Source organism: Escherichia sp. 94.0001, assembly GCF_013369155.2.
Lineage (GTDB): Bacteria > Pseudomonadota > Gammaproteobacteria > Enterobacterales > Enterobacteriaceae > Escherichia > Escherichia coli_F.
Genome location: NZ_JABWMS020000004.1, coordinates 89,426 through 110,340, shown reverse-complemented (window position 1 = coordinate 110,340; position 20,915 = coordinate 89,426). Strand labels below are relative to the sequence as shown.

Here is a 20,915-nt window from a genome sequence, read left to right as displayed (position 1 = left end):
TATTCCCGGGAATTCATCATGATTATCAAAACGTTAAAAATGAGCGCACGAAAGCGAAATTGATGAAACGTTCGCTCACTATTTACCAGGTAAATTTATGGGATTGTAGCGTAAAAAAAGACAATTTCGCAGTCTTGCGCCGCATTGATTAGTGCGTATGATAGCGTCACTGGAGTTGCGCTCTTACCCTTATAGCCATTAACCCCAGGAATCCGCACATGCGTATTGAAGAAGATCTGAAGTTAGGTTTTAAAGACGTTCTCATCCGCCCTAAACGCTCCACTCTTAAAAGCCGTTCCGATGTTGAACTGGAACGTCAATTCACCTTCAAACATTCAGGTCAGAGCTGGTCCGGCGTGCCGATTATCGCCGCAAATATGGACACCGTAGGCACATTTTCTATGGCCTCTGCGCTGGCTTCTTTTGATATTCTGACTGCTGTGCATAAACACTATTCTGTCGAAGAGTGGCAAGCGTTTATCAACAATTCTTCCGCTGATGTGCTGAAACATGTGATGGTTTCTACCGGCACGTCAGATGCGGATTTCGAAAAAACTAAACAGATTCTCGACCTGAACCCGGCATTAAACTTCGTTTGTATTGATGTGGCGAATGGTTATTCTGAACACTTCGTGCAGTTCGTTGCGAAAGCGCGTGAAGCGTGGCCGACCAAAACCATTTGTGCTGGCAACGTCGTGACAGGTGAAATGTGTGAGGAGCTTATCCTCTCCGGTGCTGATATCGTTAAAGTTGGCATTGGCCCCGGTTCTGTTTGTACAACTCGCGTCAAAACAGGCGTCGGTTATCCGCAACTTTCTGCGGTGATCGAATGTGCCGATGCTGCGCATGGTCTGGGCGGAATGATCGTCAGCGACGGTGGCTGCACCACGCCGGGCGATGTCGCGAAAGCCTTTGGCGGCGGTGCCGATTTCGTCATGCTTGGCGGCATGCTGGCGGGCCACGAAGAGAGCGGCGGTCGCATCGTTGAGGAGAACGGCGAGAAATTTATGCTGTTCTACGGCATGAGCTCCGAGTCTGCGATGAAACGTCACGTTGGCGGCGTTGCGGAATATCGCGCAGCAGAAGGTAAAACCGTTAAGCTGCCGCTGCGAGGCCCGGTTGAAAATACCGCGCGTGATATTTTGGGCGGCCTGCGTTCAGCTTGTACATACGTTGGGGCTTCACGCCTGAAAGAGCTGACCAAGCGCACCACATTTATCCGTGTGCTGGAACAAGAAAACCGCATCTTCAACAACCTGTAATCTCCCAACGCTGGCGTGGAGCAACACGCCAGCGTTATCCCATCCCACTCATCGCATCGCCTAAATGGAAAATTGGCAAATACATTGCCACCACCAGCGTACCGATAATTCCTCCCGTTATGATCAGCAACGCCGGTTCCAGTAAGGCTGCGAGGTTATCCGCCAGCGCCATGGTGTTATCCCGATGATGATGGGCGAGGTTGTCTAACATGAGATCCAGCGAACCGGATGCCTCTCCTGTTCTCACTAACTGCAAACAGAGCGGGCTAAACTCACCGGCATTTTTTAGCGCCAGCCAGATGGGATGACCGTTACTGATATCGTGCTGGATTTGTGTCAGAAGTTGCACCCAGTACGGGCAGCGCATTGTTTCTCTGACGCTCTCTACGCCCTGTAAAAAAGTAATGCCTGCACTTTGAGTCAGCGCCAGAATCGTAAAGATCTGCGTGAGTTTTTGTCCCCGCATCAGTGAACCCATAATCGGGATGCGTAACAGCCATTTCTGCCGCGCGATAAGCCAGGTCAGGCGGCGCATCAGCAACTTATTGGCTATCGCCAGCAGAAAGCCGAACAACACCAGCAGCCAGCCCCATTCGCCACTAAAGTCTGCCAGCGTCATGATCCCCTGCGTTAGTACCGGTAGTGGGGTGTTGAAGGTCTTATAAATAGCAGCAAACTCCGGCAGCACAAAATGCAGCATTGCCACAACCACCATGATTGCCATCGCTAAAATGATGATGGGATAACGCAACGCTGATTTCACTTTATCGGCTAACTGACGTTGGGCTTTTTGCTGTCGAGCAAGTTCAAAGCAACATTCATCTAATTTACCAGTCAATTCCCCCGTGCGGATCATTGCCTGATAGAGCGGCGGAAATACCTCTGACCAGGGTAATAAGGCATTGGAAAAAGCAATGCCCTGTTCGAGATCGTGCGCCAGCGATTGCAGCAACGCTTGCCATTGCTTACTGGGATGCTGTTCCGCCAGCAGTGCCAGCCCTTCAGAAAGCGTTAACCCGGCTTTGAGTAGCGTCGCCAGTTGATGAATGACTTCCGCGCTTTTATCTCCTCGCCACTGCGCAGAATTGATGGCGATTCGCTTCAGGCTAAGTGGGGTAACCATCTGTTGCTGTAGTGCTATGAGCAGCAAAGCACGGCTCTCTGCCCATAGCATCCCATCTTGCGCATTGCCGTCGCCGGTTATGCCACGCCAGCGCCAGAGTTGCTTACTCGCCATGCGGCATTCCCAGTACGCGGATTAACTCTTCAAAGGTGGTTAAGCCTTGCTCCACGGCCAGGCAGCCGTTTTCAAAAAGCGTTCGCATACCCGCCTGTCGGGCGTGCGTTTCCAGCGATTCAACGTCGGTATTAGCGGAAATAAGCTGACGTATGAACGGTGTTATGGGCAGAACTTCAAATAAGGCCGTGCGACCATAAAAACCGTGGTAGCAATGTACACAACCGGGTGCTTGCCAGCGGGGCAGCGGCGACGGCCATACATTGTCTGGAATATGGATGGGCTCCCCTTGCTGCTGGCGACAATGCGGGCAAAGTTTGCGTACCAGACGCTGGGCTATTACCAGCGTAAGCGCCGATGAGAGCATCCAGCGGGCGACTCCCATTTGCTGTAAACGTACCAGCGTTTCAGTGGTGGAATTGGTGTGTAGGGTAGACAACACCAGGTGACCGGTTTGCGCCGCTTTAATAGCGATCTCTGCTGTTTCGCCATCGCGGATCTCTCCGATCATGATGACGTCAGGATCCTGGCGCAGCAACGCACGCAAAACACCCTGAAAGGTGAGCCCGGCACGCGGATGGATTTGTGTCTGGTTTAGCCCTGCTATGGGGATCTCAATCGGATCTTCCACGCTGCAAATATTAATATCAGCGGTATTTAGCGTTTGCAGGGCGCTATACAGCGTGACCGTTTTGCCGCTGCCAGTAGGGCCAGTTACCAGCACCAATCCCTGTGGTTGCTGCAAGGCGTAGTCAAAGTCCGCCAGTTGTAACGGCTGCATCCCCAGCGTGTTGATATCCAGTGCCTGGCTCACCTGCTGTAACAACCTTAATACCACCTTTTCACCACCCTGGCATGGTAAGGTCGCAATACGAAATGAGACGGCGTTTCCTGCCAGTTCGACAGTGAATTGCCCGTCCTGCGGCAGGCGATGTTCCGCAATATCCAGGTTGCCCAGCACTTTTAATCTGGCGGTTAATGCGACTCCGGCATCCGGTAAAACATCCGGTAAAGGATGCAATACACCGTCGATACGCAAGCGGATGCGGTAGGCATTGTCCGCTGGTTCGATATGAATATCAGATGCGCGTTGTTCCAGCGCAGATTGTAACGTTCGAGTCAGCAACTCTGCTTTGGGCTGATGCTTCTCATGAATAGCTACGGGCAATGTCTGTTGGGTGCGACTGGCGTGACCTTCCATTTGTTGGCGCGTCCAGCAGGTGATCTCAATACGTTTGGTGGTAGCGAAATGCAATGCGTCCAGTAGCTCATGCGAAGGGGCATCGACCACCGCAACATGAACCACCTCTTCGCTGGCATCCAGCAAGACTCCCTGATAACGCAGACACAGGGCGGTGAGCTGTGGAATATTCATTGCCGCTCCTTAGTTGGCGTCATCAAAGCGAAAGACATCTTCGCAGGCTTGCTGCAATGCGCTGTCACTTTGAATATTGCAGTTGCGCGTCCAGCCGGTGACGCCGTTTGCGTTATCCCAACCCGGTGTCATGACGACGCTTAGCCCATTGAGACTTTCTTGCCCGGTCAGCGACACCACGCCCTTTGCCACACTCATGGCTGAAACATAGCGGGTGGTGGTAGGCGAGGGAATGCCATTGCTGCCACCGTCGCAGGTATCTAATCCACCATGTTCCAGCGCGCACAACTCTACGGCGGTACGGTAAGGCACAAAGGTTTGTAGCATGTCGGTGAGTGCGGCTTTGCGCAGGTAGTTTTGATAAGCGGGAATACCAATGGCGCTTAAAATGGCAATGATGCCAATAACCACCATCAGTTCGATAAGTGTAAAACCGCGTTGCTTGTCCATTTGTTTCGCTCCTTGATTTGGTTGGCGCTACTTTGGCAAACGCCATCAGCACAAGCGAGGGGCAAAAAACGAAACGGGAAAGCAGCTTCCGGAGTTTTTTATTACGTTGCAGCGAAAGACAAGAAATTTGCGAGGCGTTACGAAGAAAGTTGGGAAAGGGGAGATTATCCGCCCGCGATGGAGCGGATAAATCTGTCAGCAATCAGCGAAAACGCATTGAAAGGTCGAGTGCCTGTACGTGTTTAGTTAGCGCACCGACGGAGATAAAGTCCACGCCCGTTTCGGCAAATTCGCGCAGTGTTTTGTCAGTGATGTTGCCAGACACTTCCAGTAGCGCCTTGCCGTTGGTGCGTTTGACGGCTTCGCGCATCTGTTCTGTTTCGAAGTTATCCAGCATGATGATATCGGCACCTGCTTTCAGGGCTTCATCAAGTTCTTCCAGATTCTCTACTTCGACTTCTACTGGCGCATCTGGGTGCAGCCAGGACGCTTTTTCGACCGCCTGGCGCACTGAGCCGGAGGCAATAATATGGTTTTCTTTGATCAGGAAGGCATCAGAAAGCCCCAGGCGGTGATTCGCTCCGCCGCCGCAAAGTACCGCGTATTTCAGAGCTGAACGCAGGCCGGGTAAGGTTTTGCGCGTATCCAACAACTGCGTGTTGGTGCCCTCCAGTAATTCGACATAGTGGCGTACCTTACTGGCAACCCCTGAAAGGGTTTGCACAAAATTAAGTGCAGTGCGTTCGCCCGTTAACAGCACGCGGGATGGGCCTTCAAGTTCGAACAAGGGTTCATTGGCGTTGATGACATCGCCGTCATCCACATGCCAGATTATGGTGACATCGTCGCCTGCCAGTTGAATAAACACCTCTTCAACCCAGCGTTTGCCGCAAAATACGCCATTCTCGCGTGTGATCACTGTGGCATGAGAGCGAGAGTTTTCCGGTAAAAGTTTTGCCGTAATGTCATTGTTGGCATCGACTGTTCCGCCTAAATCTTCCCGCAGCGCCTGGGCCACCGCGCCGGGGATATCGAGATTAATGCGTTCCAGCAGCTCGTCACGTCGGGTGTCAGGGTTATAGCGGCGAGGCGGCATGTTAAAACTCCAGATAGCTAACGAATCATAAGGTAGAAACATGCTACTCTGAACCGGGTATTAGCACCACATATAAGGAGATCCTGCATGTTGTTAGAACAGGGGTGGCTGGTTGGCGCGCGCCGCGTTCCCTCACCACATTACGATTGCCGCCCGGATGACGAAACACCCACCCTGCTGGTGGTGCACAATATTAGCCTGCCGCCAGGCGAGTTTGGCGGTCCGTGGATCGACGCATTATTCACTGGAACTATTGATCCGCAGGCACATCCTTTCTTTGCTGAGATCGCCCATTTGCGCGTCTCCGCTCACTGTTTGATTCGCCGCGATGGTGAAATAGTCCAGTATGTTCCTTTCGATAAACGTGCCTGGCATGCCGGAGTCTCTCAGTATCAGGGGCGCGAACGCTGCAATGATTTTTCTATTGGGATTGAGCTGGAAGGCACCGATACGCTGGCGTATACCGATGCGCAGTATCAACAGCTTGCGGCGGTTACGCGGGCACTGATTGATCGCTATCCAGATATCGCTAATAACATGACGGGCCATTGTGATATTGCGCCGGATCGGAAAACCGATCCCGGTCCTGCATTTGATTGGGCACGGTTTCGTGCACTGGTCAGCAAGGAGACAACATGACGCTATTTACAACCTTACTGGTGTTAATTTTCGAGCGCCTGTTTAAGTTGGGCGAGCACTGGCAGCTTGATCATCGTCTTGAAGCGTTCTTTCGGCGGGTGAAACATTTTTCTCTCGGGCGCACATTAGGCATGACCATTATTGCGATGGGCGTGACTTTTTTACTGTTACGCGCATTGCAGGGAGTATTGTTCAACGTTCCCACGCTGCTGGTGTGGCTGCTGATTGGTTTGCTGTGTATTGGCGCAGGTAAAGTTCGTCTTCATTATCATGCTTATCTGACAGCTGCTTCACGTAATGATAGCCATGCCCGTGCCACGATGGCTGGCGAACTCACCATGATTCACGGCGTCCCGGCAGGCTGCGATGAACGTGAGTATTTGCGTGAGCTGCAAAATGCATTGCTGTGGATTAACTTTCGTTTTTATCTTGCTCCGTTGTTCTGGCTGATTGTGGGGGGAACCTGGGGACCCGTTACGCTGATGGGGTATGCGTTTTTGCGTGCATGGCAATACTGGCTGGCGCGTTACCAGACGCCGCATCATCGTTTACAGTCCGGCATTGATGCCGTGCTTCATGTACTGGATTGGGTGCCGGTTCGTCTTGCGGGTGTGGTATATGCCTTGATCGGTCATGGGGAAAAAGCGTTACCGGCCTGGTTTGCTTCGCTGGGTGATTTCCATACTTCGCAATATCAGGTATTAACACGTCTGGCACAGTTCTCTCTGGCGCGTGAACCGCATGTCGACAAGGTGGAGACGCCGAAGGCAGCGGTTTCCATGGCGAAGAAAACCTCGTTCGTGGTCGTGGTGGTAATTGCGCTACTGACGATTTACGGGGCGTTGGTGTAAAGATTATTGCCCTCACCCTGCACGGGTGAGGGCGTAGAGAGATTAATGCGCTTTTACGGCTTTGGCGGTTTTCTCTTTAAACAGATAGCCGATACCTAACACGATCAGCCATACCGGGATCAGGTATACCGAAATCGCCATTCCTGGGGTCATCAGCATAATCACCAGTACCGCCGCCATAAACAGCAGGCAGATCCAGTTACCCAGCGGATAAAGCAGAGCAGGGAAGCGAGTTACCACACCTTGTTCCTGCTTGGCGCGACGGAATTTCATATGCGCCAGGCTGATCATCGCCCAGTTGATCACGAGTGCAGATACTACCAGTGCCATTAACAGTCCGAATGCGGATTCCGGTGCAAGGTAGTTAATCAGCACGCACAATGCTGTAACCAGCGCAGACACCAGAATAGTGTTAACCGGTACACCGCGTTTGTCGACAGACGCCAGCGCTTTTGGCGCGTTGCCCTGTTGTGCCAGACCAAACAGCATACGGCTGTTGCAATATACGCAGCTGTTGTACACGGAGAGCGCAGCAGTCAGTACCACGATGTTCAGCGCATTAGCCACAAAGGTATCGCCCAATTCGTGGAAGATCAGTACAAACGGACTGGTATCAGCAGTAACGCGGGTCCATGGCATCAGCGAGAGCAGAACGGCTAACGAACCAATATAGAAAATCAGGATGCGGTAGATAACCTGGTTAGTTGCTTTCGGGATACTTTGCTCCGGATTATCAGCTTCTGCTGCGGTGATCCCCACCAGTTCCAGACCGCCGAAAGAGAACATGATAATCGCCATCATCATCACCAGTCCGGTAAAGCCGTGCGGCAGGAAACCACCCTGATCCCACAGGTTGCTAACGCTCGCCTGCGGTCCGCCGTTGCCGCTGAATAGCAGCCAGCCGCCGAAGATGATCATCGCTACCACCGCAATAACTTTGATAATGGCAAACCAGAACTCCATCTCACCAAACACTTTAACGTTAGTCAGATTGATGGCGTTGATCACCACAAAGAATACGGCGGCAGAAACCCAGGTGGGGATTTCTGGATACCAGAACTGAATGTATTTACCCACGGCAGTCAGCTCTGCCATGGCAACTAAAACGTACAGTACCCAGTAGTTCCAGCCAGAAGCGAAACCGGCAAAGCTACCCCAGTATTTATAAGCAAAGTGGCTAAAGGAGCCAGCAACAGGTTCTTCGACCACCATTTCACCTAGCTGACGCATGATCAGAAAGGCGATAAAACCAGCAATGGCGTAACCCAGGATAATCCCTGGCCCTGCGGACTGTATTACGGAGGCGCTACCCAGAAATAGCCCGGTCCCTATCGCGCCACCCAGCGCGATAAGCTGAATATGGCGGTTTTTAAGGCCGCGCTTTAGCTGCTCGCCGTGCTGTTGACCTTCCATCATGAAACCTCGTGCGGTGATTGTTTTTTTGATCTACGCAGTGATGCGTGTGTAAGTTTGCAATTCCGTTTTTTGTATTAATTTGTTTACATCAAAGACGTTTGAATTGTTACAAAAGGACTTCCGTCAGATAAAGAATAATGGTATGCGGCAGCGAATGCACCCGCTTTATGCATGGTTGAAGATGAGTTGCTTAAAAAGGAACCGTTTGTAAAGGTCAGCCTCAAATCCCCTCAACATACAAAATGAATATAAATTCATTATTTTTGAATTAAAAATCGATAAATTGGTAAGTGAATCGGTTCAATTCGGATTTTTATAGTTTAATAATCGTTAAAAAATCCCTTTCCTACGTAAAGTCTACATTTGTGCATAGTTACAACTTTGAAACGTTATATATGTCAACTTGTTAAAATGTGCACAGTTTCATGATTTCAATCAAAACCTGTATGGACATGAGGTGAATACTTTGTTACTTTAGCGTCACAGACATGAAATTGGTAAGACCAATTGACTTCGGCAAGTGGCTTAAGACAGGAACTCATGGCCTACAGCAAAATCCGCCAACCAAAACTCTCCGATGTGATTGAGCAGCAACTGGAGTTTTTGATCCTCGAAGGCACACTCCGCCCGGGCGAAAAACTCCCACCGGAACGCGAACTGGCGAAACAGTTCGACGTCTCCCGTCCCTCCTTGCGTGAGGCGATTCAACGTCTCGAAGCAAAGGGCTTGTTGCTTCGTCGCCAGGGTGGCGGCACTTTTGTTCAGAGCAGCCTCTGGCAAAGTTTCAGCGATCCGCTGGTGGAGCTGCTCTCCGACCATCCTGAATCACAGTATGACTTGCTCGAAACACGACACGCCCTGGAAGGTATCGCCGCCTATTACGCCGCGCTGCGTAGTACCGATGAAGACAAGGAACGCATCCGTGAACTCCACCACGCCATAGAGCTGGCGCAGCAGTCTGGCGATCTGGACGCGGAATCAAACGCCGTCCTCCAGTATCAGATTGCCGTCACCGAAGCAGCCCACAATGTAGTTCTGCTTCATCTGCTAAGGTGTATGGAGCCGATGTTGGCTCAGAATGTCCGTCAGAACTTCGAATTGCTCTATTCGCGTCGCGAGATGCTGCCGCTGGTGAGTAGTCACCGCACTCGCATATTCGAAGCGATTATGGCCGGTAAGCCGGAAGAAGCGCGCGAAGCATCGCATCGCCATCTGGCCTTTATCGAAGAAATTTTGCTCGACAGAAGCCGTGAAGAGAGCCGCCGTGAGCGTTCTCTGCGTCGTCTGGAACAACGAAAGAATTAGTGATTTTTCTGGTAAAAATTATCCAGAAGATGTTGTAAATCAAGCGCATATAAAAGCGCGGCAACTAAACGTAGAACCTGTCTTATTGAGCTTTCCGGCGAGAGTTCAATGGGACAGGTTCCAGAAAACTCAACGTTATTAGATAGATAAGGAATAACCCATGTCAGAACGTTTCCCAAATGACGTGGATCCGATCGAAACTCGCGACTGGCTCCAGGCGATCGAATCGGTCATCCGTGAAGAAGGTGTTGAGCGTGCTCAGTATCTGATCGACCAACTGCTTGCTGAAGCCCGCAAAGGCGGTGTCAACGTAGCCGCAGGCACCGGTATCAGCAACTACATCAACACCATCCCCGTTGAAGAACAACCGGAGTATCCGGGTAATCTGGAACTGGAACGCCGTATTCGTTCAGCTATCCGCTGGAACGCCATCATGACGGTTCTGCGTGCGTCGAAAAAAGACCTCGAACTGGGCGGCCACATGGCGTCCTTCCAGTCGTCCGCAACCATTTATGATGTGTGCTTTAACCACTTCTTCCGTGCGCGCAACGAGCAGGATGGCGGCGACCTGGTTTACTTCCAGGGCCACATTTCTCCGGGCGTTTACGCACGTGCTTTCCTGGAAGGTCGTCTGACTCAAGAGCAGCTGGATAACTTCCGTCAGGAAGTTCACGGCAATGGCCTCTCTTCCTATCCGCACCCGAAACTGATGCCAGAATTCTGGCAGTTCCCGACCGTATCTATGGGTCTGGGTCCGATTGGTGCTATTTACCAGGCTAAATTCCTGAAATATCTGGAACACCGTGGCCTGAAAGATACTTCTAAACAGACCGTTTACGCCTTCCTCGGCGACGGCGAGATGGACGAACCAGAATCCAAAGGTGCGATCACCATCGCTACCCGTGAAAAACTGGATAACCTGGTCTTCGTTATCAACTGTAATCTGCAGCGTCTTGACGGCCCGGTCACCGGTAACGGCAAGATCATCAACGAACTGGAAGGCATCTTCGAAGGTGCTGGCTGGAACGTGATCAAAGTGATGTGGGGTAGCCGTTGGGATGAGCTGCTGCGTAAAGATACCAGCGGTAAACTGATCCAGCTGATGAACGAAACCGTTGACGGCGACTACCAGACCTTCAAATCGAAAGATGGTGCATACGTTCGTGAACACTTCTTCGGTAAATATCCGGAAACCGCAGCTCTGGTTGCAGACTGGACTGACGAGCAGATCTGGGCGCTGAACCGTGGTGGTCACGATCCGAAGAAAATCTACGCTGCATTCAAGAAAGCGCAGGAAACCAAAGGCAAAGCGACAGTAATTCTTGCTCATACCATTAAAGGTTACGGCATGGGCGACGCAGCTGAAGGTAAAAACATCGCGCACCAGGTTAAGAAAATGAACATGGACGGCGTGCGTCATATCCGCGACCGTTTCAATGTGCCGGTGTCTGATGCTGATATCGAAAAACTGCCGTACATCACCTTCCCGGAAGGTTCTGAAGAGCATACCTATCTGCACGCTCAGCGTCAGAAATTGCACGGTTATCTGCCAAGCCGCCAGCCGAACTTCACCGAGAAGCTGGAGCTGCCGAGCCTGCAAGACTTCGGCGCGCTGCTGGAAGAGCAGAGCAAAGAGATCTCTACCACTATTGCTTTCGTTCGTGCCCTGAACGTGATGCTGAAGAACAAGTCGATCAAAGATCGTCTGGTACCGATCATCGCCGACGAAGCGCGTACTTTCGGTATGGAAGGTCTGTTCCGTCAGATTGGTATTTACAGCCCGAACGGTCAGCAGTACACCCCGCAGGACCGCGAGCAGGTTGCTTACTATAAAGAAGACGAGAAAGGTCAGATTCTGCAAGAAGGGATCAACGAGCTGGGCGCAGGTTGTTCCTGGCTGGCAGCGGCGACCTCTTACAGCACCAACAATCTGCCGATGATTCCGTTCTACATCTATTACTCGATGTTCGGCTTCCAGCGTATCGGCGATCTGTGCTGGGCTGCTGGCGACCAGCAGGCACGTGGCTTCCTGATCGGCGGTACTTCCGGTCGTACCACCCTGAACGGCGAAGGTCTGCAGCACGAAGATGGTCACAGCCACATTCAGTCGCTGACTATCCCGAACTGTATTTCTTACGACCCGGCTTACGCTTACGAAGTTGCTGTCATCATGCATGATGGTCTGGAGCGTATGTACGGTGAGAAACAAGAGAACGTTTACTACTACATCACTACGCTGAACGAAAACTACCACATGCCGGCAATGCCGGAAGGTGCTGAGGAAGGTATCCGTAAAGGTATCTACAAACTCGAAACCATTGAAGGTAGCAAAGGTAAAGTTCAGCTGCTGGGCTCCGGTTCTATCCTGCGTCACGTCCGTGAAGCGGCAGAGATCCTGGCGAAAGAGTACGGCGTAGGTTCTGACGTTTATAGCGTGACCTCCTTCACCGAACTGGCGCGTGATGGTCAGGATTGTGAACGCTGGAACATGCTGCACCCGCTGGAAACTCCGCGCGTTCCGTATATCGCTCAGGTGATGAACGACGCTCCGGCAGTGGCATCTACCGACTATATGAAACTGTTCGCTGAGCAGGTCCGTACTTACGTACCGGCTGACGACTACCGCGTACTGGGTACTGATGGCTTCGGTCGTTCCGACAGCCGTGAGAACCTGCGTCACCACTTCGAAGTTGATGCTTCTTATGTCGTGGTTGCGGCGCTGGGCGAACTGGCTAAACGTGGCGAAATCGATAAGAAAGTGGTTGCTGACGCAATCGCCAAATTCAACATCGATGCAGATAAAGTTAACCCGCGTCTGGCGTAAGAGGTAAAAGAATAATGGCTATCGAAATCAAAGTACCGGACATCGGGGCTGATGAAGTTGAAATCACCGAGATCCTGGTCAAAGTGGGCGACAAAGTTGAAGCCGAACAGTCGCTGATCACCGTAGAAGGCGACAAAGCCTCTATGGAAGTACCGTCTCCGCAGGCGGGTATCGTTAAAGAGATCAAAGTCTCTGTGGGCGATAAAACCCAGACCGGCGCACTGATTATGATTTTCGATTCCGCCGACGGTGCAGCTGACGCTGCACCTGCTCAGGCAGAAGAGAAGAAAGAAGCAGCTCCGGCAGCACCCGCCGCGGCTGCGGCGGCAAAAGACGTAAATGTTCCGGATATCGGCAGCGATGAAGTCGAAGTGACCGAAATCCTGGTGAAAGTGGGCGACAAAGTTGAAGCTGAACAGTCGCTGATCACCGTAGAAGGCGACAAGGCTTCTATGGAAGTTCCTGCTCCGTTTGCAGGCACCGTGAAAGAGATCAAAGTGAACGTGGGTGACAAAGTGTCTACCGGCTCGCTGATTATGGTCTTCGAAGTCGCGGGTGAAGCAGGCGCGGCAGCTCCGGCGGCTAAACAGGAAGCGGCTCCGGCAGCGGCCCCTGCACCAGCGGCTGGCGTGAAAGAGGTTAACGTTCCGGATATCGGCGGTGACGAAGTTGAAGTGACCGAAGTGATGGTGAAAGTGGGCGACAAAGTTGCCGCTGAACAGTCACTGATCACCGTAGAAGGCGATAAAGCTTCTATGGAAGTTCCGGCTCCGTTTGCAGGCGTCGTGAAGGAACTGAAAGTCAACGTTGGCGACAAAGTGAAAACTGGCTCGCTGATTATGATCTTCGAAGTTGAAGGCGCAGCACCTGCGGCAGCTCCTGCGAAACAGGAAGCGGCAGCGCCGGCTCCGGCAGCAAAAGCTGAAACTCCGGCAGCAGCACCGGCTGCGAAAGCAGAAGGCAAATCTGAGTTTGCTGAAAACGACGCTTACGTTCACGCGACTCCGCTGATCCGCCGTCTGGCACGCGAATTCGGCGTTAACCTGGCGAAAGTGAAGGGTACTGGCCGTAAAGGTCGGATCCTGCGCGAAGACGTTCAGGCTTACGTGAAAGAAGCGATCAAACGTGCAGAAGCGGCTCCGGCGGCAACTGGCGGCGGTATCCCTGGCATGCTGCCGTGGCCGAAGGTGGACTTCAGCAAGTTTGGTGAAATCGAAGAGGTGGAACTGGGCCGCATCCAGAAAATCTCTGGTGCGAACCTGAGCCGTAACTGGGTGATGATCCCGCATGTTACTCACTTCGACAAAACCGATATCACTGAGCTGGAAGCGTTCCGTAAACAGCAGAACGAAGAAGCAGCGAAACGTAAGCTGGATGTGAAGATAACCCCAGTTGTCTTCATCATGAAAGCCGTTGCTGCGGCACTTGAGCAGATGCCTCGCTTCAACAGTTCTCTGTCGGAAGACGGTCAGCGTCTGACCCTGAAGAAATACATCAACATCGGTGTGGCGGTGGATACCCCGAACGGTCTGGTTGTTCCGGTATTCAAAGACGTCAACAAGAAAGGCATCATCGAGCTGTCTCGCGAACTGATGACCATTTCTAAGAAAGCGCGTGACGGTAAGCTGACTGCGGGCGAAATGCAGGGCGGTTGCTTCACCATTTCCAGCATCGGCGGCCTGGGTACTACCCACTTCGCGCCGATTGTGAACGCGCCGGAAGTGGCTATCCTCGGTGTTTCCAAGTCCGCGATGGAACCGGTGTGGAATGGTAAAGAGTTCGTGCCGCGTCTGATGCTGCCGATTTCTCTCTCCTTCGACCACCGCGTGATCGACGGTGCTGATGGTGCCCGTTTCATTACCATCATTAACAACACGCTGTCTGACATTCGCCGTCTGGTGATGTAAGTAAAAGAGCCGGCCCAACGGCCGGCTTTTTTCTGGTAATCTCATGAATGTATTGAGGTTATTAGCGAATAGACAAATCGGTTGCCGTTTGTTGTTTAAAAATTGTTAACAATTTTGTAAAATACCGACGGATAGAACGACCCGGTGGATGATGGGCGTCATAAAAATAACGTCAGACCCGCCGGAGATAAATATATAGAGGTCATGATGAGTACTGAAATCAAAACTCAGGTCGTGGTACTTGGGGCAGGCCCCGCAGGTTACTCCGCTGCCTTCCGTTGCGCTGATTTAGGTCTGGAAACCGTAATCGTAGAACGCTACAACACCCTCGGCGGTGTTTGCCTGAACGTCGGCTGTATCCCTTCTAAAGCACTGCTGCACGTAGCCAAAGTTATCGAAGAAGCCAAAGCGCTGGCTGAACACGGTATCGTCTTCGGCGAACCGAAAACCGATATCGACAAGATTCGTACCTGGAAAGAGAAAGTGATCAATCAGCTGACCGGTGGTCTGGCTGGTATGGCGAAAGGCCGCAAAGTCAAAGTGGTCAACGGTCTGGGTAAATTCACCGGGGCGAACACCCTGGAAGTGGAAGGTGAGAACGGCAAAACCGTGATCAACTTCGACAACGCGATCATTGCAGCGGGTTCTCGCCCGATTCAACTGCCGTTTATTCCGCATGAAGATCCGCGTATCTGGGACTCCACTGACGCGCTGGAACTGAAAGAAGTACCAGAACGCCTGCTGGTAATGGGTGGCGGTATCATCGGTCTGGAAATGGGGACCGTATACCACGCGCTGGGTTCACAGATTGATGTGGTTGAAATGTTCGACCAGGTTATCCCGGCAGCTGACAAAGACATCGTTAAAGTCTTCACCAAGCGTATCAGCAAGAAATTCAACCTGATGCTGGAAACCAAAGTTACCGCCGTTGAAGCGAAAGAAGACGGCATTTATGTGACGATGGAAGGCAAAAAAGCACCAGCTGAACCGCAGCGTTACGACGCCGTGCTGGTAGCGATTGGTCGTGTGCCGAACGGTAAAAACCTCGACGCAGGCAAAGCTGGCGTGGAAGTTGACGACCGTGGTTTCATCCGCGTTGACAAACAGCTGCGTACCAACGTACCGCACATCTTTGCTATCGGCGATATCGTCGGTCAGCCGATGCTGGCACACAAAGGTGTTCACGAAGGTCACGTTGCCGCTGAAGTTATTGCCGGTAAGAAACACTACTTCGATCCGAAAGTTATCCCGTCTATCGCCTATACCGAACCAGAAGTTGCATGGGTGGGTCTGACTGAGAAAGAAGCGAAAGAGAAAGGCATCAGCTATGAAACCGCCACCTTCCCGTGGGCTGCTTCTGGTCGTGCTATCGCTTCTGACTGCGCAGACGGTATGACCAAGCTGATTTTCGACAAAGAATCTCACCGTGTGATCGGTGGTGCGATTGTCGGTACTAACGGCGGCGAGCTGCTGGGTGAAATCGGTCTGGCAATCGAAATGGGTTGTGATGCTGAAGACATCGCACTGACCATCCACGCGCACCCGACTCTGCACGAGTCTGTGGGCCTGGCGGCAGAAGTGTTCGAAGGTAGCATCACCGACCTGCCGAACCCGAAAGCGAAGAAGAAGTAATTCTTCGAGTGCCGGGACATCCGGTAATTAAAAAAGCGGCTAACCACGCCGCTTTTTTTTACGTCTGTAATTTACCTTTCCAGTCGCCTTGCTCCGTGCTCAGAGAGACGTTCGCGTACTGCTGACCGTTGCTCGTTATTCAATCGGGCAGTACGGTTACTGTCGTTTAGACGTTGTGGGCGGCTCTCCTGAACTTTCTCCCGAAAAACCTGACGTTGTTCAGGTGATGCCGATTGTATACGCTGGCGGGCGTTATCACGTTGCTGTTGGTTCAGTGGGTGCTGCTGTACTTTTTCCCTAAATACCTGGCGTTGTTCGGGAGTTGCAGACTGAATACGCTGACGCGCTGCTTCCCTTTGCTGCTGTGTTATTGGGCGGTTTTGCATTTTCTCGCGCAACGCCTGGCGCTGCTCAGGAGAGGCCGACTGATAACGCTGACGAGCGGCGTCCTTTTGTTGCTGGGTCAGTGGTTGGCGACGGCTGAACTCGCGGAAGTCGTCATAGCTCCCATAGTGTTCCGCTTCATTAAATCGCTGTGCCGCAGCCTGACGTTGTGTATCTCGCGTAATGACGGGTGTGGCGTGTGTTCGTTGCTGAAACTGACTTGCTGCCGCCTGACGCTGGCTGTCGCGTGTTGGAGTAGGTAACTGCGTGGCGCTCATGCCGCCGTTGACATCGGTTTGGTGAAACCGCTTTGCCATATCCTGATCATGATAGGGCACACCATTACGGTAGTTTGGATTGTGCCGCCATGCCATGTTCTTATCAGTAAGATGCTCACCGGTGATACGGTTGAAATTGTTTACGTCGATATTGATGTTGTCGCCGTTGTGTTGCCAGCCATTACCGTCACGATGACCGCCATCGTGGTGGTGATAATCATCATCGTCATGATGATGATGGTCATGATCGTCATCGTCCCAGTCGATGCTGCTGAATAGTGCGTACGTGGTAGCAACGCCCATGCTATAGCCGAATCCGCGCACAAAGCTGTCAACAAACGGTTCTCCGGCTGGTGGTGGCAGATAAACCGGCGGATACGCAGTATTGGCCCAGTTCCCGTAAACCACGGTTGGGTTGTAGTTGGGAATATAGACCACATCAGGATTGGCGGGCTCAATGGAAATGACGGTTGTTGCAGGCTCTGTAATGACAGGGTTGGCAGTTGTAACGGTATTGGATGGTATGACGGGAGCCGTGACTGTCTGTTTTACCGGTATAGCTTTCTTCGTTGTGGTAATAACTTTCTGTTCGGTTGATGACTTCAGCGAGCCGGTTTGTTGCGCCAGTTGCCGCAACCGCTGTACCGAGTCCATCACGTCCTGCGGCTGCGCCAGAAAAGCATCGCCCAGGTTTTGCACCCATTGCGGGTTTTCGCCCATCAACGCCATCAACTGTGGAAAAGCTACCAGTGATTTGACGCTGGCGTCCCACGGCTGGTCAGATACCGCCTGAATAGCAGCATCGCCTTGTTTAAGTGGATTATCGTGCGACCATTGCACTGCTTGCGCAACGTTTGCCGGATAGGTTGATGCCATTAACACTTGTGAAAGCAAAGAGTCGGGGTACAGCGCGACAGGTGCAACCCATTGATCTATTTGCGCAGTGCTGAATGCGGTTTTAACGACGGCGGGCGTTACGGGCGGTGCGGAAACCGTTGCAGGAAGCGTAACTGCGGTGATTTCAGGCGCAGCCAGTTGTGTCGATTGCGCTTCCACAGGCGCTTCCACTGTGCGGCTTTTTATATATAGCCCTGCAGAGGCGGCACAAAGCCCGGCACTGCAAATTAGCGCCAGCACATGGGGTTTAAACGGCAAAGTCATTTTCATAATTCGGATCTCAAGGAAATCGCAATGGTCGGCGAACTGCCACCCGCAGGTGCTGTGAATCCGAGTATAAAGAGGCGGTAGTTTAAATTTTGACTAATCTTGGGATTCGTTGAGAAAGGTGATTATCACCATGCGAATTAACGAAGTTTTTACGGAGGGAAACAATCTCTAGACCATCCTTAACGATTCAGCCACTTTTTTATGTTGCTTTTTTGTAAACAGATTAACACATCGTCAAAATCCTGCTATTCTGCCCGTTGCGGTACTGGGCATTTACCCTACAAACTGCTGTCTCACAGGAGCGTGAAGAGAATCGCCTGCCGCACTATGACAATGAGAGCGAGGAGAACCGTCGTGCTAGAAGAATACCGTAAGCACGTAGCTGAGCGTGCCGCTGAGGGGATTGCGCCCAAACCCCTGGATGCAAACCAAATGGCCGCACTTGTAGAGCTGCTGAAAAACCCGCCCGCGGGCGAAGAAGAATTCCTGTTAGATCTGTTAACCAACCGTGTTCCCCCTGGCGTCGATGAAGCCGCCTATGTCAAAGCAGGCTTCCTGGCTGCTGTCGCCAAAGGCGAAGCTAAATCCCCACTGCTGACTCCGGAAAAAGCTATCGAACTGCTGGGCACCATGCAGGGTGGTTATAATATTCATCCGCTGATCGACGCGCTGGATGATGCCAAACTGGCACCGATCGCTGCCAAAGCACTTTCTCACACGCTGCTGATGTTCGATAACTTCTATGACGTAGAAGAGAAAGCGAAAGCAGGTAACGAATATGCGAAGCAGGTAATGCAGTCCTGGGCGGATGCCGAATGGTTCCTGAATCGCCCGGCGCTGGCTGAAAAACTGACCGTTACCGTCTTCAAAGTAACTGGCGAAACCAACACCGATGACCTTTCTCCGGCACCGGATGCGTGGTCGCGCCCGGATATCCCACTGCACGCGCTGGCGATGCTGAAAAACGCGCGTGAAGGTATTGAGCCAGATCAGCCGGGTGTTGTTGGTCCGATCAAGCAAATCGAAGCTCTGCAACAGAAAGGTTTCCCGCTGGCCTATGTGGGTGACGTTGTGGGTACCGGTTCCTCGCGTAAATCTGCGACTAACTCCGTGCTGTGGTTTATGGGTGAAGATATTCCTCATGTACCGAACAAACGCGGCGGTGGTTTGTGCCTCGGTGGTAAAATTGCACCAATCTTCTTTAACACGATGGAAGACGCGGGTGCATTGCCAATCGAAGTCGACGTCTCTAACCTGAACATGGGCGACGTGATTGACGTTTACCCGTACAAAGGTGAAGTGCGTAACCACGAAACCGGCGAACTGCTGGCAACCTTCGAACTGAAAACCGACGTGCTGATTGATGAAGTGCGTGCTGGCGGTCGTATTCCGCTGATTATCGGGCGTGGCCTGACCACCAAAGCGCGTGAAGCACTCGGCCTGCCACACAGCGATGTGTTCCGTCAGGCGAAAGATGTCGCTGAGAGCGATCGCGGCTTCTCGCTGGCGCAGAAAATGGTCGGTCGTGCCTGCGGCGTGAAAGGCATTCGTCCGGGTGCGTACTGCGAACCGAAAATGACCTCTGTCGGTTCTCAGGACACCACCGGCCCGATGACCCGTGATGAACTGAAAGACCTGGCGTGCCTGGGCTTCTCGGCTGATCTGGTGATGCAGTCTTTCTGCCACACCGCGGCGTATCCGAAACCAGTTGACGTGAACACGCACCACACGCTGCCGGACTTTATCATGAACCGTGGCGGTGTGTCGCTGCGTCCGGGTGATGGCGTAATCCACTCCTGGCTGAACCGTATGCTGCTGCCGGATACCGTCGGTACTGGCGGTGACTCCCATACCCGTTTCCCGATCGGTATCTCTTTCCCGGCGGGCTCTGGTCTGGTGGCATTTGCAGCTGCAACAGGCGTAATGCCGCTGGATATGCCGGAATCCGTTCTGGTTCGCTTCAAAGGCAAAATGCAGCCAGGCATCACCCTGCGCGATCTGGTACACGCCATTCCGCTGTATGCGATCAAACAAGGTCTGCTGACCGTTGAGAAGAAAGGCAAGAAAAACATCTTCTCTGGTCGCATTCTGGAAATCGAAGGTCTGCCGGATCTGAAAGTTGAGCAGGCCTTTGAGCTGACCGATGCGTCCGCCGAGCGTTCTGCTGCCGGTTGTACCATCAAGCTGAACAAAGAGCCGATCATTGAATACCTGAACTCTAACATCGTCCTGCTGAAGTGGATGATCGCGGAAGGTTATGGCGATCGTCGTACCCTCGAACGTCGTATTCAGGGTATGGAAAAATGGTTGGCGAATCCTGAGCTGCTGGAAGCCGATGCTGATGCAGAATACGCAGCAGTAATCGATATCGATCTGGCTGATATCAAAGAGCCAATCCTCTGTGCACCGAACGACCCGGACGACGCACGTCCGCTGTCTGCGGTACAGGGCGAGAAGATCGACGAAGTGTTTATCGGTTCTTGCATGACCAACATCGGTCACTTCCGTGCCGCCGGTAAACTGCTGGATGCGCATAAAGGTCAGCTGCCGACCCGTCTGTGGGTGGCACCGCCAACGCGTATGGACGCCGCGCAGTTGACCGAAGAAGGCTACTACAGCGTCTTCGGTAAGAGTGGTGCACGTATCGAGATCCCTGGCTGTTCCCTGTGTATGGGTAACCAGGCGCGTGTAGCAGACGGTGCGACGGTGGTTTCCACCTCTACCCGTAACTTCCCGAACCGTCTGGGGACTGGCGCGAACGTCTTCCTGGCTTCTGCGGAACTGGCTGCTGTTGCGGCGCTGATTGGCAAACTGCCGACGCCGGAAGAGTACCAGACCTACGTGGCGCAGGTAGATAAAACAGCCGTTGATACTTACCGTTATCTGAACTTCAACCAGCTTTCTCAGTACACCGAAAAAGCGGATGGGGTGATTTTCCAGACTGCGGTTTAATAAGTAAGCGCACCCGCTGCGCATAAACGAGACAATGCCCGGTGAATGAGATTCCCGGGCATTTTTTATTTCTAAACCATCGCCGTTCCGCTGTTTTTCTCCGATAAGGCTGCGATAATTAAATCAATGGCGCAATGCGA

The 20,915-nt window shown here is 52.4% G+C and carries 15 protein-coding genes; 9 read left to right on the top strand and 6 right to left on the bottom strand.

The genetic code is table 11. The annotated features are described in order from the left end of the window. Window positions 1-18 precede the first annotated feature (18 nt). Both HEN33_RS03560 and guaC read left to right on the top strand, forming a co-directional pair. The gene (locus tag HEN33_RS03560) at window positions 19-63 is read left to right on the top strand and encodes a protein YacM (RefSeq protein ID WP_120795372.1); all 45 of its coding nucleotides are present in this window, start codon (window positions 19-21) and stop codon (window positions 61-63) included. A gap of 155 nt (window positions 64-218) precedes the next feature. Beyond that, complete coding sequence (gene guaC, locus HEN33_RS03555; RefSeq protein ID WP_001217337.1) at window positions 219-1,262, top strand: GMP reductase; 1,044 nt, start codon at window positions 219-221, stop codon at window positions 1,260-1,262. 34 nt (window positions 1,263-1,296) lie between these two features. On the opposite strand, the gene hofC is transcribed toward guaC, so the two are convergent. The 4 genes from hofC to nadC form a co-directional block, all read right to left on the bottom strand. Beyond that, a complete protein-coding gene (gene hofC, locus HEN33_RS03550; protein ID WP_176263098.1) occupies window positions 1,297-2,499 on the bottom strand; it encodes a protein transport protein HofC in 1,203 nt (400 codons plus the stop codon). Beyond that, the gene (gspE, locus tag HEN33_RS03545; protein ID WP_176263097.1) at window positions 2,489-3,874 is read right to left on the bottom strand and encodes a type II secretion system protein GspE; all 1,386 of its coding nucleotides are present in this window, start codon (window positions 3,872-3,874) and stop codon (window positions 2,489-2,491) included. The genes hofC and gspE overlap by 11 nt, the downstream gene beginning before the upstream one ends. Window positions 3,875-3,883: 9 nt before the next feature. Beyond that, window positions 3,884-4,324: a prepilin peptidase-dependent pilin gene (gene ppdD, locus HEN33_RS03540; RefSeq protein ID WP_000360904.1), complete on the bottom strand. Its 441-nt coding sequence runs from the start codon at window positions 4,322-4,324 to the stop codon at window positions 3,884-3,886. 202 nt (window positions 4,325-4,526) lie between these two features. Continuing rightward, window positions 4,527-5,420: a carboxylating nicotinate-nucleotide diphosphorylase gene (gene nadC, locus HEN33_RS03535; protein WP_176263096.1), complete on the bottom strand. Its 894-nt coding sequence runs from the start codon at window positions 5,418-5,420 to the stop codon at window positions 4,527-4,529. Window positions 5,421-5,507: 87 nt separating this feature from the next. On the opposite strand from nadC, the gene ampD reads away from it, so the two are divergent. Together ampD and ampE are read left to right on the top strand one after the other, a co-directional pair. Next, window positions 5,508-6,059, top strand: a complete 552-nt coding sequence (gene ampD / locus HEN33_RS03530; protein ID WP_000923726.1) for a 1,6-anhydro-N-acetylmuramyl-L-alanine amidase AmpD — start codon at window positions 5,508-5,510, stop codon at window positions 6,057-6,059. Next, window positions 6,056-6,910 (top strand): beta-lactamase regulator AmpE, encoded by an 855-nt coding sequence (gene ampE / locus HEN33_RS03525; RefSeq protein WP_000172005.1) that lies wholly within the window; start codon window positions 6,056-6,058, stop codon window positions 6,908-6,910. Before ampD ends, ampE begins: the two co-directional genes overlap by 4 nt. Before the next feature lie 42 nt (window positions 6,911-6,952). Here the strand turns inward: ampE and aroP are convergent, their stop codons facing one another. Next, window positions 6,953-8,326, bottom strand: coding sequence for an aromatic amino acid transporter AroP (gene aroP / locus HEN33_RS03520; protein ID WP_000969912.1), 1,374 nt, complete (start codon window positions 8,324-8,326; stop codon window positions 6,953-6,955). 540 nt (window positions 8,327-8,866) lie between these two features. Between aroP and pdhR the strand changes: the two genes are divergently transcribed. The 4 genes from pdhR (at window position 8,867) to lpdA (ending at window position 15,994) form a co-directional block, all read left to right on the top strand. Further along, complete coding sequence (pdhR, locus tag HEN33_RS03515) at window positions 8,867-9,631, top strand: pyruvate dehydrogenase complex transcriptional repressor PdhR (protein ID WP_000331776.1); 765 nt, start codon at window positions 8,867-8,869, stop codon at window positions 9,629-9,631. 160 nt (window positions 9,632-9,791) lie between these two features. Then, the gene (gene aceE / locus HEN33_RS03510) at window positions 9,792-12,455 is read left to right on the top strand and encodes a pyruvate dehydrogenase (acetyl-transferring), homodimeric type (RefSeq protein WP_000003822.1); all 2,664 of its coding nucleotides are present in this window, start codon (window positions 9,792-9,794) and stop codon (window positions 12,453-12,455) included. A 14-nt stretch (window positions 12,456-12,469) separates the two neighbouring features. Next, window positions 12,470-14,362: a pyruvate dehydrogenase complex dihydrolipoyllysine-residue acetyltransferase gene (aceF, locus tag HEN33_RS03505; protein WP_176263095.1), complete on the top strand. Its 1,893-nt coding sequence runs from the start codon at window positions 12,470-12,472 to the stop codon at window positions 14,360-14,362. A 207-nt stretch (window positions 14,363-14,569) separates the two neighbouring features. After that, window positions 14,570-15,994, top strand: a complete 1,425-nt coding sequence (gene lpdA / locus HEN33_RS03500) for a dihydrolipoyl dehydrogenase (protein WP_000102485.1) — start codon at window positions 14,570-14,572, stop codon at window positions 15,992-15,994. Window positions 15,995-16,065: 71 nt separating this feature from the next. On the opposite strand, the gene HEN33_RS03495 is transcribed toward lpdA, so the two are convergent. Then, window positions 16,066-17,823, bottom strand: a complete 1,758-nt coding sequence (locus HEN33_RS03495) for a DUF3300 domain-containing protein (RefSeq protein ID WP_176263094.1) — start codon at window positions 17,821-17,823, stop codon at window positions 16,066-16,068. A gap of 354 nt (window positions 17,824-18,177) precedes the next feature. Here HEN33_RS03495 and acnB point away from each other — a divergent pair, with 354 nt between their 5' ends. Next, a complete protein-coding gene (gene acnB, locus HEN33_RS03490) occupies window positions 18,178-20,775 on the top strand; it encodes a bifunctional aconitate hydratase 2/2-methylisocitrate dehydratase (protein ID WP_001355211.1) in 2,598 nt (865 codons plus the stop codon). The last annotated feature ends 140 nt before the right edge of the window (window positions 20,776-20,915 follow it).